10 protein-coding genes are annotated in these 13498 nt (G+C 67.5%); 3 read left to right on the forward strand and 7 right to left on the reverse strand.

Features of this window, described 5'->3' with window-relative positions:
- The first annotated feature begins 15 nt into the window (after positions 1-15).
- Together ACYSUO_RS37105 and ACYSUO_RS37110 are read left to right on the forward strand one after the other, a co-directional pair.
- Positions 16-1224 carry a glycoside hydrolase family 1 protein gene (locus ACYSUO_RS37105; RefSeq protein WP_461780606.1) on the forward strand — a complete coding sequence of 403 codons (1209 nt, stop codon included), beginning with the start codon at positions 16-18 and terminating at the stop codon, positions 1222-1224.
- 74 nt (positions 1225-1298) lie between these two features.
- Positions 1299-1907, forward strand: a complete 609-nt coding sequence (locus ACYSUO_RS37110) for a TetR/AcrR family transcriptional regulator (RefSeq protein WP_461780607.1) — start codon at positions 1299-1301, stop codon at positions 1905-1907.
- Between the two features lie 36 nt (positions 1908-1943).
- On the opposite strand, the gene ACYSUO_RS37115 is transcribed toward ACYSUO_RS37110, so the two are convergent.
- From ACYSUO_RS37115 to ACYSUO_RS37130, 4 genes are all read right to left on the reverse strand, one after another.
- On the reverse strand, positions 1944-2966 hold the full coding sequence (locus ACYSUO_RS37115; RefSeq protein WP_461780608.1) for an extracellular catalytic domain type 1 short-chain-length polyhydroxyalkanoate depolymerase: 1023 nt from the start codon (positions 2964-2966) through the stop codon (positions 1944-1946).
- Positions 2967-3162: 196 nt separating this feature from the next.
- Positions 3163-3933 (reverse strand): SDR family NAD(P)-dependent oxidoreductase, encoded by a 771-nt coding sequence (locus tag ACYSUO_RS37120; protein WP_461780609.1) that lies wholly within the window; start codon positions 3931-3933, stop codon positions 3163-3165.
- Between the two features lie 33 nt (positions 3934-3966).
- Complete coding sequence (locus tag ACYSUO_RS37125; protein ID WP_461780610.1) at positions 3967-5502, reverse strand: class I adenylate-forming enzyme family protein; 1536 nt, start codon at positions 5500-5502, stop codon at positions 3967-3969.
- On the reverse strand, positions 5499-6857 hold the full coding sequence (locus ACYSUO_RS37130; protein ID WP_422479676.1) for an MFS transporter: 1359 nt from the start codon (positions 6855-6857) through the stop codon (positions 5499-5501). Before ACYSUO_RS37130 ends, ACYSUO_RS37125 begins: the two co-directional genes overlap by 4 nt.
- Positions 6858-7009: 152 nt before the next feature.
- On the opposite strand from ACYSUO_RS37130, the gene ACYSUO_RS37135 reads away from it, so the two are divergent.
- Positions 7010-7927, forward strand: coding sequence for a LysR family transcriptional regulator (locus ACYSUO_RS37135; RefSeq protein ID WP_422479674.1), 918 nt, complete (start codon positions 7010-7012; stop codon positions 7925-7927).
- A gap of 23 nt (positions 7928-7950) precedes the next feature.
- On the opposite strand, the gene ACYSUO_RS37140 is transcribed toward ACYSUO_RS37135, so the two are convergent.
- The 3 genes from ACYSUO_RS37140 to ACYSUO_RS37150 all read right to left on the reverse strand — a co-directional run bounded on the left by ACYSUO_RS37140 (position 7951) and on the right by ACYSUO_RS37150 (position 13446).
- The gene (locus tag ACYSUO_RS37140; protein WP_461780611.1) at positions 7951-9597 is read right to left on the reverse strand and encodes a tannase/feruloyl esterase family alpha/beta hydrolase; all 1647 of its coding nucleotides are present in this window, start codon (positions 9595-9597) and stop codon (positions 7951-7953) included.
- Positions 9598-9805: 208 nt separating this feature from the next.
- Positions 9806-10819, reverse strand: a complete 1014-nt coding sequence (locus ACYSUO_RS37145) for an extracellular catalytic domain type 1 short-chain-length polyhydroxyalkanoate depolymerase (protein WP_461780612.1) — start codon at positions 10817-10819, stop codon at positions 9806-9808.
- 197 nt (positions 10820-11016) lie between these two features.
- Entirely contained in the window at positions 11017-13446 is a 2430-nt protein-coding gene (locus ACYSUO_RS37150; protein ID WP_461780613.1) for a glycoside hydrolase family 2 TIM barrel-domain containing protein, read from the reverse strand.
- Positions 13447-13498: the final 52 nt, after the last annotated feature.

Genomic DNA, 13498 nt, shown 5'->3' on the forward strand with positions numbered 1-13498 from the left:
AAACAGAAGGAACCCATGTCGAACACACCGAACTTCCTGTGGGGCGCCGCCTCGTCGGCCCACCAGATCGAGGGAGACAACACCAACAACGACTGGTGGTGGCTCGAGAACCAGCCGAAGAGTGCCATGGAGCCCAGCGGGAAGGCCATCGACAGCTATCACCGCTACCCCGAGGACATGAGCCTGCTGGCCGAAGCGGGCCTCAACTCATACCGTTTCAGCTTGGAATGGGCCCGTATCGAACCAGCGCCCGGTGAGTTCGACCGCGACGTCCTGGCCCACTACCGCCGCATGATCGACACCGCGTTCGAACTGGGCCTCACGCCCGTCGTCACCCTCCAGCACTTCACCCACCCCCTGTGGTTCGTCCAGGAGGGCGGCTGGCAAAGCGGGAAGGGCGTCGACCGCTTCGCCCGCTACGTGGAGCAGGTGGCCACGATCATCAAGGACGTTCCGTGGTTGTGCACGATCAACGAGCCCAACGTCCTGACACTGTCGACGCGCATGGTCGACCGGTTCGTCTCGGGGCGGGCGACATCGATGACCGTCGCGGCCGGACCCAATTCAGCCCTGCCCACACCCGATCCCCGAATCGGTGCGGTCCTGGCCGAGGCGCACGCCGCCGCCCAGGACGTTCTTCATACGCGCACCGACGCCAAAACCGGCTGGACCGTCGCCTGCCAGGCGCTTACCCCGGCCCCGGGCAGCGAGGCCAAATTCGCCGAGGTGAAACACGTCTGGGAGGACTTCTACCTGGAACACTCCCGCGGCGACGACTTCGTCGGCGTGCAGACCTACACCAGCCAGACCGTCGACGCGAACGGGATCGTCCCCCACCCCGCACACCCGGACAACACCCTCACCGGCTGGGCCTATCGCCCCGACGCTCTCGGTATCGCCGTCCGCAACGCCGCCGAGGTGACGAACGGGACCCCGATCATCGTCACCGAGAATGGCATCGCAACCCGGGACGATCAGCTCCGCATCCGCTACACCTCCGAGGCGCTCCGCGCACTGTTCGCCGCCGTGGACGACGGCATCGACGTACGCGGCTACCTGCACTGGTCAGCGTTCGACAACTACGAATGGGGCCACTGGGGGCCGACGTTCGGCCTGATCGCAGTCGACCGGACGACTTTCGAACGCACCCCGAAGCCGAGTCTGAGCTGGCTCGGGAGGGTCGCCCGTGACGGCTACGGCGGGCAGGACGTCACCGCGGCATGAGGCACCTAAAATCTCACTGGAGTAAGTTTTCCTGTCGGCGAGTCCCGACCACGTAAAGAGAGGCTGGTTCAGCGGTGGCGAGCGCGAGGGGACCCTACGCGAAGAGCGCCCGGGTGCGGGCGGCAGCGGTCGAAGCCGCGGCCGAACTCTTCGGCGCCACCGGATACAGGGGAGCGACCTTCAAGGACGTGGCGACAAAACTCGGCATGACCGCCGCCGGGCTGACGTACTACTTCCCGGACAAAGACGCCCTGCTCGCCGCCGTACTCGACGAACGGGACCGCCCCGCCGTGACGGAGGGCACCGCGCTCCCTCCGTCCCCCTCGCGCACAGACATCACTGATCACGTGATGCGGATTCTCACCGAGAACATCGCGCATCCCGGCCTGGCTGAACTTCACTGCGTTCTCTCGGCGGAGGCGACCTCCGTCGAGCACCCGGCGCACGAGCACTTCCGCGATCGCTACCGCAAGGCCCGGGAACTGCTGACCGAGGCCTTCGAAGCAGCCACCGAACGTGGCGAGATCGGCACCTCCGTGCCGCCCCTCACCCTGGCCACACTGCTGCTCAGCGTCCTGGACGGCGTCCAGTTGCAGTGGCTCCTGGACCCCGAGGAGGTCGACATGCGGGCGACCGTACGTGCCTTCATCGACGACCTCCTCGTACCGTCCCACTCCCCATGAGGCCGAAACGCCGACCCACCGGGCCCGGTTATGGAGCTACCCGTCACAGGTTGTGTTGCCTCCACCGAGTGTGAACTTCTTGAAGAAACTCCACGACGCTTCGGAGGCGCTGGGGCCCTGAGGGTCGCTGCCGGCATCATCCGGGGCCGTCGGCCCGCCCGGCCATGCGTGCCCCATTCCGTCCACGATCCATCGCTCGGCGATCTGGCAGCCGCTCCGATCCCGTGCAACCTTCTTGGTCCACGCGTAGCCGTCGGGGACCTGTCCGGTGACGGTCGAGGCCGGATCATCCCGGAACGTGTCACCGTCCGTCCCTGGTTTCAGGAGATTGTTGGTCGCCAACCACGCGAGGTAGGCACGTCGGGTGCACCCTCCTGGTGCCGGCTGCTCCCCGAGGACGTCATTGGTCCCCCCGAGGGTGACGACGGGCATCACATGCGCCCGCGGCCCCATCTGCTCGACCGCCTGTGGTGCGTAGAGCGGAGCAGCCAGGTCGGACATCGTGGTACAGGTGAGGAAATCCATGCCGTAGCCGCCGCCCGCGACCAAGCCGATGGCCGCATACAGGTCGGGATAAGCCCCAGCCGTGGCGCTCGTCTGGAAGGCGCCCGCCGACCCGCCGATGAGATAGACACGGTCGGGGTCCGCACGGTAGGCGGCGCTGGTCTCACGAGTGATACCGGCCACGATATCGGCGTCACCGCCGCCCCCTCGGGTCTTGTGGGCCTTGTCATCGCCGACCGCGCCCCAGCACTGCCCGCCGTTGTCGGGGTAGGCGACAAGGAACCGCTCACGGTCCGCCATGGGGTTGAGCTGGGTGGCGTTCATCATCTGCTCAGCCGTCGTCCCGCAGCCGTGCAAATTCACATACAGAGGGAGCTCGTCGGTCTCCTTCCACCCCTCCGGCACATACACCAGGTAGTCGTTCACGCCGGTCGACGCGCTGTACGTCCGGTGGTCGACTCGGCCTTGTCCACCGCCGGCGTCATCGATTGAGGCATTGCCGGAGGGAGCGGCCCCGAACACCAGGAGACTCGCTGCGGCGAGCACGGCCAGCACCGCACGAAGCCACGTCGGCCGGGTCGATCCGCGTGCGGATCCAGAGCGCCAAGATGTGCCACGACTGTTGTTGTTCCAGGGACACTTCACAGATGAATGGGCCATTGGTCCTCCCGGCGCAGCCCCGCGGACACGGGCACGGCGCACATCGAAACCGAGGTTCAGGACGAGCCGGGCGAGTTGTCCGCCCTCACACCTACGCCAGCACGTACCCTCCGTCGACGTGGAGGCAGGTGCCCGTGGTGTAGGAGGAGCCGGGCCCCGTCAAGTAGGCAACGGCCGCCGCCACTTCGGCGGGCTCACCCATGCGGGGTACAGGTGATTGGGACACTCCGTACTCGGCTCCTGCCGCCATGGGCGACGCGATCGGCCCGGGAGCCACCGCGTTCGCCGTAATTCCCCAGGCACCGGTCTGTCGGGCGATCCAGCGAGTCAAGTTGATCGCTCCGGCCTTCGCGGAGGCGTAGGCGGCGCCAGATCGGCCACCGCTGCCGGCCGGGTCGACCGGGCCGATGCCGCCGACCTTGCCGGAGACGGACGCGATATTGATCAGGCGCCCGCTTCCCTGCTGCTTCATGTGCGGGAAGACCGCTGCCTGGCAGGCGAACGCCATCGCGGTGAGGTTGGTGTCGAGGTCCCGCTGCCAGGTGGCGACAGTGAGTTCCTCGAAAGATTCGCGACCACAGGTGCCCGCGCAGTTGACGAGGATATCGAGTCGGCCGAAGCGGGCGGCAACATCGTGCACGGCCGCTTGAAGGGCGAGTATGTCGCGTACGTCCACGCGGAGCGCGTCGGCCGCCCCGATGCGGGTCGCGGTGTCCTTGACCGCCGGCACGATGTCGAGGAGTACGACGATGTCACCGTCTGCGATGAGGCGTTGGGCAATGGCTTCACCGATGCCTTGTGCGGAGCCGGTGACCAGGGCGACGCGGCGGTGCGGGTTCAGTGATGCGGTTGGTGCGCTCACGGGCGTGCTCCGGGTGCTGTCGTGGGTGAGGTGTCATTTGCCGACGCGGAAGCGCCGGACCTTGCCGACACTGGTGCGCGGGAGTTCGTCGATGAGGTGCCAGGCGCGTGGCCGGGCCGCGGGCGCGAGGTTACGGGCGGCCCACGCGTCCAGGTCGTCCGCGCGAGGTGGCTCGCCGGGATCGCGGGCCACGACGTAGGCGACGGGCACCGTGTCGCGTACGGGGTCGGGCACACTGACCACCGCGGCCTCCAGAACACCGGGGGCTTGAGCCACCGCGGCTTCGACCTCGGTGAGGCTGACGTTCTCGCCCGCCACCTTGATGACGTCGTCGACGCGGCCGGTGAATCGCAGCACGCCGTCGGCACTGCGGGCGACGAGGTCGCCCGTGGCGAACCATGTGCCCTCCGGACTGGTGGTGAAAGCCCTGGCGGTGGTCTTCTCGTCATTGAGGTAGCCGACGAAGAGATCGCGTCCGGGTGTGCCGAGCACATGGAGCTCTCCCGGCACACCCGGTGCCGCCTCATCCCCACTCGCCGGGTCCGTCACACGGATGCGGCGGCCTGCGACCGGGGAGCCGATCGCGTCGTGGACAGGGTGCGTGCCCGCGTCGGCGGTGACGATCGCGACCGTCTCCGTCATGCCGTACAACTGCCGGGGGCGGGTGCCGACCAGTCGTGCGAATCGTTCGTAGTGCTCGGCGCCCAGGCTCTGTGCGAACCACACATGTTCCAACTGGAGCGGCGGCTCTTCACTCGGCGTACGGGCCAGGATCATTCGCACCGGAGCGGCAAACAGGCTCGCGTGGGTGACCCTCAGTTCGCGGGCGTGCGCCACCCAGCCGGAGGCGCTGAAGGCGGCGCTCAGCGCGATGCTCGCGCCGACGGCAATAGCCGGTGCGAAGCAGTAGTACTGGGCGTTGGCGTGGAACAAGGGAAGGGTGACATGCCAGCGGTGGCGCGGCCGCAACTGTGCCGCCTCCGCCATCACGGTTGCGACGTGGGCGTAGTTGGCCTGTGTGAGAACAACTCCCTTGGGCTCGGAGGTGGTACCGGAGGTGAACATGACCGCGAGACGGTCCACCGGCCGTACCGGCTCGCCCCTCTCCACGGGATGCGCGCCGAAGAGGGGCCCACTGACGCCGTTCACATCACCAGCGTCCTCCCCCAGCGCCAGAACTACCGGGATCCTGTCGCCCACGCCCTCGCGGTAGACGTGGTCACGGGTGAACGCGCACACGCCGACCACGGGCCGCACCCGACGCACCTGCCGGTCGATGTCACGCACGGACGAGGCCGGATCGACCGGCACCATCCAGGCGCCCAGGCGTGCCACCGCCAGCCAAAGCGCTACGAAGGCGGGGCAGTTGCGCAGGGCGACGTGCACAGCCGTGTCGTGGACGACCCCGGCGGCCCGCAGGGCCCCGGCCGTGCGGGCCACTACGGCGTCGAACTCCTCGTATGTCCATTGGGTGATCTCGCCCGACTCCGCACGGAAGACAAGGAAGGGAGAGTGGGGGTTTCGGCCTACGGCCGAGTCCCAAGTGTGTTGGAACGTATCGGAGATCATGTCCGGATTTCCTTGTGCTGGTGAGAGCCGACGGGACGGTCGAGGGACGCCAGGGAGATGCCCCGTGTCTCCCTGGCGCAGGCGACCGCGACGAGAGTGACGACCGAGGCCGCGGCGAGGTACAGGGCGATCGGGACCGAGCTGTCGAAGCGTTCCAGGAGCGCGACGGCGATGATCGGCGCGAGTGAGCCGGCTGCGATCGAGGTGACCTGGTAGCCGAGGGAGATCCCGGAGTAGCGGATCCGGGTGGGGAACATCTCTGCCATCAGCGCGGGCTGCCCCGCGTACATCAACGCGTGCACGAGCAGGCCGATCACGATCGCGGCGAGGATGACGCCGTCCTGGGCGGTGTCCATCATCGGGAAGGCGATGAAGCCCCAGCCTCCCCCGAGGACGGCTCCGGCCGCGTAGACGGGGCGACGGCCTATCCGGTCCGTGAGGGCGCCTGCCAGTGGTATCGCCACGAAGTGCACGGCGTGAGCAAGGAGCAGGAGCCGCAGGATGCGGTCGGTGCCGGTCTCCACGACGACCGACAGGTAAGTGATCGAGAAGGTGACCACCAGGTAGTACATGAGGTTCTCGGCGAACCGGAGGCCCATGGCGGTGAGCACCTCACGGGGGTAGCTGCGCACCGCCTCGAACACGCCGAACTGCTCGGCCGAGCGCTGAGCCGCCTCGGCCTGCGCCGCCTGGAAAACCGGCGCGTCAGTGACGTGTGTGCGCACGTAGTAGCCAATCAGTACGATCACCGCGGAGAGCCAGAAGGCGAAGCGCCAACCCCAGGCGAGAAACGCCTCGTCGGACAAGGTCGAGGTGAGGAGCAGCAGTACGGCGGTGGCGAGGATGTTCCCGACCGGGACGGCCGCCTGCGGCCAGCTCGACCAGAAGCCGCGTCGCTCGTCGGGGCTGTGCTCGGCGACCAGAAGCACCGCGCCTCCCCACTCGCCGCCCACCGCAAAGCCCTGGACGAAGCGCAGGACGACGAGGAGTACCGGTGCCGCGTAACCGATGGCATCGAAGCTCGGGATGCATCCCATCCCGAATGTCGCGATGCCCACCAGGACGAGGCTGACCTGGAGGAGGGTCTTGCGGCCGTGGCGGTCGCCGAAATGACCGAAGACCAGGCCGCCCAGCGGACGGGCGGCGAACCCGACCGCGTACGTCACGAACGCTGCGAGGATTCCCTCCAGTTCGCTGTTGCCCGGCGGGAAGAACAGCTTTCCGAAGACCAGCGTCGCCGCCGTGGCGTAGAGGAAAAACTCGTACCACTCGACGACCGTGCCGGCCATGGACGCGTACACGATGCGTCGCAGTGCCGGCCCGCGCGCGCCTTCGGGAGCGGGGTTGTGAGGCATGGAAGTTCCTGTCCGTGGTCGATGCAGGACGGAGCCGGCCCGGGTGCACCAGGTCCAAGGGGGGTGTGCGACAGAGTTTCGATCGACAGGAATGTCAGGTCAATGCACCGTGAAGGGCTTGATTCGCAAGGCGGCCCTGCAAAAATGTGCAGATGCATCCCTCCCGTGCGAGCGCCGACGACCTGCTGGTTCTCCTGGAGGTCGCGCGCAGTGGCCGGTTCAGCAGGGCGGCCGAGTCCCTGCGGGTCAACCAGGTCACCGTTTCTCGGCGTATCGCCACGCTGGAACGGGCGGTCGGCGGCAAGTTGCTCGTTCGTGCGGCCTCCGGGTGGGAGCTCACCGACCTCGGCCGCCGTGCGCTGGCCGCGGCGGAGCAAGTCGATGGTGTGCTGCAGAAGTTGGAGTCGGGCTCAGAGGTCGGTGCGGAGATCGAGGACGTCGTCCGGCTGTCGGCCCCTGACGGCTTCACCACGTTCGTCGCCGCCCCTGCGGCGGCCCGATTGCACCAGGACCACCCGGGAATCAGCGTGGAGATCGTCTCCGCGACCCGGCGGGCCGCGCAGCACCGCTCCGGCCTGGACATAGAGATCGTCGTCGGAGAGCCACGTGTCATGCGGGCCCGCGCGCTCCGGCTCGGTGGGTACGTCCTGGGCCTGTATGCCACCCCGGGCTACCTGGAGCGTCATGGAACGCCTACAGGATTCGACGATCTGGCCCGCCACCGCCTGATCTACTTCATCTCGTCCATGCTTCAGGTCGACGACCTGGACGTGGGGCGGCGCTATCTCCCTGAGATGCGCGACGCGGTGACATCCACCAATGTCTTCGCCCACATCGAGGCCACATGTGCCGGTGGCGGCATCGGACTGTTGCCCACCTTCATGATCGCTCCACACCGTGACCTCGTCCGGCTACTGCCCGACGAGGTCACGGTTGAGATGGCCTACTGGCTCGTCGCCCGCGAGGACACCCTGCGACGTCCCGCGGTCGCCGCCATGGTGACTCAACTCAGGCGGACCATGCGGGAGATGGGCGACGTACTGTCCACCACCGCGGCTCCGGGCACATGACATCCCCGGATGAGAAGCTCAACTCATGAGCGCACGCACGTGAAGTTCTCGGCCCGGTCGGGGTCACCGAGACCGTTGTACCGCGGCCATTCCGGGTACTCGCACAGCGGCCGGGTACGCCCGGAGGCGGACGGGTTGAGGTCGGTGACGACCGGCTCGTGCGGTGCGATGCCCTTCTCGCTCCACCGCTGCAGGGCGCTCAGCGAATCCCAACCGGCCGTGAACGCGGCGGGGCCTCCATGGCCCATGCCGGGCATGGTGTACATCCGCAGGAACTTCGAGGTGGCTCGTGCCCCCATCGTGGCGCGGACCCTCTGGTAGTACTCGGCAGTTGAGCGAGGGCTGACGACTGGATCCGCGGTCCCGTGCACGAGCAGTAGCTTTCCGCCGGCCTTGGCGAACGCACTGAGGTCAGGGTTGTTGATGTCCTGCAGTGCGGTCAGCTCACTGATGCGTTCCTTCCACTTTCCGGGCTTTTGCGGATCCAGCTTCAGTCCGTCGAAGTCAGGATCACGCGTGATGAAGTACTTTGCCCACTGGTCCCAGAACAGAGCCGCGAAACCTGTCGTGAGGTCCAGCGGCTGCGTCGGCGCCCTGGTACCGATCCCGAGCCCGGGCGTGCCCATGTCCGCACCCGACAGGAAGGGAAGGCCGGGGTAGCCGCGTTCACCACTGGCCAGCTTGTAGCCCCACTCGACGGGCGAGGACAGATCCCGGACCGCCTTGATCTGAGCGTCAGAAAGGCAGGTGGCGCCACTGTCCTCGCCGCCGGGGCAGCGCAGAACCTTCGGGTCGAAGTCGCATCCGGCCTCGTCGGAGATGACACCATCGCGTACCCCGTCGTCGCCGTCGCAACTCCGCATGACCCGGTCGTAGATCAATTTTTGCTTCTCGGAGCTCGGGAAGGCGCCCGGACGCTGCAGTATCTGTGCCATATGGCCGAACCACAGGTCGAGCGTGGCGGCGTTCCATGCCGGAGCCCCCGCTATCACACCATCGAAGTCATGGGGCCAGCGCTGTGTCACGGCCAGAGCCTCACGGCCGCCGCTGGACACACCGGCGAAGTAGGAGTGGCTCGGCTGCCTGCCGTAACGCTCACCGATGAGGAACATCGCGGCGTCGCGTGTCTTCTTGAGCGCGTCGGCGGCGAAATTGCGCAGCGCCTCGTCATTCAGTGCGAACGAGCCCGCGTGGTTCCAGTCGTTCGTGCCGAGTTGGTGGCCCGAGTCACTCGCGAAGACGGCGAATCCGCGGGCGAGTGGGGTACCCGCGCCGGCATCGCCGAAGGGGACGTCTGTGGTGAGCGAGGGAATGGCGCCGTCGTAGCCGCCGCCGCCGAACATCATCCCCTTGCCGTTCCACTCGGTCGGCAGCGCGACGCGCATCTCGATGTTCGGGGCTTCGGGGTCGACGGGGAAGATTTCCGCATCGACCTGGCAGTACTCACCGACGGCCCCGGACCCGGCGCCGGAGGCGGGGACGGTCTTCGCGTCGGTGACATGTCCTCCCGATGTCGGGAGGCCCAAGGCGTCGGCGGGGACGGCCAGTTCGGCGAGTTCTTCGCACCTGACGGGCGGCCCCGTCGCGGCCCCGGCCGTTGCCGGCAACGCGACCAGCGTGGGCACTGCGATGACGGTTGCTGCCAGTGTGCTCACAAGGGTGGATCTCATGGCCTCTCCTCGGAATCAGGCAGAACGTTGCCGACCCCAGCGCATGAGGTCATCCGGCACGCCTCCCGAAGGCGGAACTGCGGTGGCCGCAACGCTAGGGAGCCGGCACGGTGCTGGGAATGCGTCGACATTGCACAGTTGCGCATGCGTGAACTGCACTTGTGTGGATACGGAGCGAGCTGCCCCAACACGCTGCGACGCCGCAGGATCACTTGCGACATGAGGTGTTGCCTCCGCTGAGGGTGAACTGCTCGAAGAAGCTCCACGAGGCCTTCGAGGCATTCGGGCCCTTGGGGTCATTGAAGGTGCCCGCGTACTTCGGGTCGGTGGTGCCGCCGGGCCAGAAGTGCGACATGCCGTCCACGATCCACCGCTCGGCGATCTGACAGCCGTCTCTGCCCCGGGCCACCTTGCTGCTCCACGTATAGCCGTCGGGGACCTGGCCGGTCCGCGTCGAGGCCGGGTCGTCGCTGAAGGTGGCGCCATCCTCCCCCGGCTTCAGCAGGTTGTTGACGGCCAACCACTCCAGGTAGGCCTGCCGGGCGCACCCACCGGGCGCGGGCTGCTCGCCGAGCGCATCGCTGGTACCGCCGATGGAGAAGAAGGGCATCACGTGCGCCCGCGCCCCCATCTGCGCGACGGCCTGGGGTGCGTACAGCGGGGCGGTCGCATCGAGTGCGGCAATGCACGTGAGGAAGTCCATGCCGTAGCCGCCTCCCGCGGACACTCCGGCTGCCGCGTACAGGTCGGGGTATGCGGTGGCGGTCGCGCTCGTCTGGAAGGCGCCGGACGACATGCCCATGAGGTAGACCCGGTCGGTGTCGGCCTTGTACGCGGCGCTGGTCTCGCGGGTGATCCCGGCGACGATGTCCGCGTCGCCGCCGCCTCCTCGGGTCGTGCTTGCCTTGTCGTTGATGACTGCGCGCCAGCACTGGCCGCCGTTGTCGGGATACGCAACGAGGAAGCGCTCGCGGTCCGCGAGCGGATTGAGCAGATTGGCGTGCATCTGCTGCTCGGCCGTGGTGCCGCAGCCGTGCACCATGACGTACAGCGGGAGCTTCTCGGACGGCTTCCATCCCTTGGGTACGTAGACCAGGTAGTCGTTCACCCCCGTGGACGCCTGGTAGGTGCGGTGGTCTACGCGCCCCTCGCCGCCCGCGGTGTCCGTGCGGTCGACGGCGAGGGCGGGTGGAGCGGTGGCGAGCGCCAGGCAGCCTGCCACGGCCGTCGCGGCAAGTACGGTACGAGACAGTATCCCGTGGGCGTATCTCCGCGAAGGGGCAGGGCGTGTGGAGCCACCACGGCCGAGGAGTTTGCCACCACGCCTCCTGAACGACGAGTGAATCATGGGTCCTCCCAACGAGGCAGTTGCTCTGACGGGGCAGTCCGATGACCGGCTGCGCGAAACACGAACGGGCCTCAACGGCCCGCCTGTACCGCGACCTTCACCATCACGGGGGCACAGTCGAGCGCCGAGGCCACCAGGCAGATCTCGCCAGGCCCTGTGGGACGAAGAATCACGATCGCGCGACCTTCGTAGGTGTGGTGGTCCAGCGAGTCGAAGGGTTCGTCGGTCGAGGGGCAGGCGCTTCCGAAGCCGGCGAGAACGCCGTCGCCGGTGACTTCGAGGCGTACGGGGCGGTCGGCGGACGGGTTGCAGGTACCGGCCGCGTCAGTGAGGGTGAGAGACACATAGGCCAGGTCTCCTCCGGTGGCCGTGACGACGGCACGGTCACTGTCCGCCCGCAGACGCTCCGGGGCGCCGGCCGTATGTACTACGTGCCGGCCGCTCTCCATTCCACCGGCGTAGGTAACGGCCTGCAACTCCCCCGGCTCGTAGAGAACTTCGAACTCGGTACGGAAGGCCGCCAGGGGCCGTCGGCCCTGCGAGCGTCCGTTGACGAGCAATTCGACTTCGTCTCCCGCTCCGTACACCTCGACCGTGACGGGTGCCTTCTCGAAGCCGGGCCACGTCCAGGAGGAGATGGCATCACTCCACGCCCAAGGCGTGGCGACGTAGGTACTTCCGTGGTGTTGCGGGCGTCGGACCGCGAGGTAGGGGTCGGTACGCAGACCGAAGACGATCTCGCGGTAATAGGAGGCGGGGCGGCGGTGGCCGGTGATGTCGATGTCGCCGCAGTCGGCCGTCAGATGCGGGTACGACGCCATGAAGCCCGCCGGCTGCTCGTCGTCCGTACGGTACAAGGGTCGGCCGATACCCACCTCGCCGAGGTAGTCCCATCCGGTCCACGTGAAGTCGCCGATCACATGGCCGTGTTCCTCGGTCAGGCGCCAGATGCGGTCGATGTGGGTGGGGAAGGTCTCGGTGCCGAGGATGATGCGGTCGGGGAAGAGCTTGCGGTCCAGTGCGTAGCGGGCCTCGGCATAGTTCATCCCGGCGACGTCAAGCAGTGCAAAGGACTCCTCGGTCTTGTGCGTGACCAGTTCGGAGGTGGCGAGCGCCTCCAGACGAGCGGCGGGATCGGCCATGAACGTGTTGATGCCCGTGCCTTCACTCTCCGCCCGCTCGGCGTCCTGATCCTGCTTCAGATCGGCCAGATCGGCCATGACGGCCAAGGCAGTGTTGATGGCGTTGGTGACGTAACGGGTGGAGTCGAGCGCACGGATTTTCTCAGCGAGACGCCGACCCCACGCGGCTCCGGCAGGAGAGCCGGCTTCGAGGATTTCGTTGCCGATCGAGTACATGATGACGCTGGGGTGGTTGTAGTCCTTGGCGACCATCGCCTCCAGGTCCCGCTCCCACCACTCGGCGAAGTACAGGCTGTAGTCGAAGGCGGATTTCCCTGATGTCCACATGTCGAAGGCCTCGTCAACGACGAGCATGCCGAGCCGGTCGCAGGCCTCCAACATGGCGCTGCTCATGGGGTGATGGGACATCCGGAGGGCGTTGAATCCGGCATCCTTGAGGAGTTCCACGCGGCGTTCCTCGGCACGGGCGTACGTGGCCGCGCCGAGGGGGCCGTTGTCGTGGTGCACGCAGGCGCCGCGCAGCTTCACCGGATCCCCGTTGAGGCGCAGGCCGTGCGTTGGGTCGAGGTGCAGGGTACGGATACCGAAGGTGACGTTTTCGGTGTCGCGGTCATCGTCCAACGTGATGGCGGCGGTGTGCAGCGCGGGCTGGTCGGGGCTCCACAAGGCAGGGTCGCGAATGTACAGACGTTGCCGGGCGATCGCCTGCTGCCCCGGCTCCACGGTGACCGGTGTCGATCCCGTCGTCAGCGTGCGGCCATCGGCTCCCGCTATCTCCGTTCCGAGCCGGACGGTGCGCACCGCACGCTCGTCGCTCTCGATCCGGACGGCGACCTCCACCACCGCCTGTTCCTGGTCGCACTCCAGGGTCGTGACACGAACGCCCTCGGGTGCGATGCGTACCGGATCTCCGACCAGGAGCCAGGTGTCCCGGTAGATGCCTGCGCCCGTGTACCAGCGGGAGTCCTGGTGGGTTCGCGCCTCGACCCGGATCTCGTTGCTCGCGCCGTAGCGCAGGTGGGGCCCGATGTCCGCGCGGAACTGCGAGTAACCGTACGGGCGTTGAGTGACGTAGGTGCCGTTGACGTAGACCATGGCGTCCCGGTAAACGCCCTCGAACTCGACGAGGATCCGCTTGGCCTCGTCCTCGGCCGGCACCTGGAAGGTCTTGCGGTACTCGTAGGCGCCGCCGGGAAAGAAGGCCGCGGCTGCGGTCCCTTCGGCGGTTCGCCGTCGGCCGAGCATGGCGTCGTGCGGGACCGACACGGGCCGGAACGGCGTGGTGGCGCCGGAGAGCTCGGCGAACGGATTGGCTTTCGGCCCGAACTCCCAGCCGTCGTTGAAAGAAGTGCGCTTCATCGGTTACTGCTGTTCCTTCCAGCTTGTTCGGCACCGTTCTGCCTCGAGCGGG

The sequence above is a fragment of the Streptomyces sp. UC4497 genome, assembly GCF_054871485.1.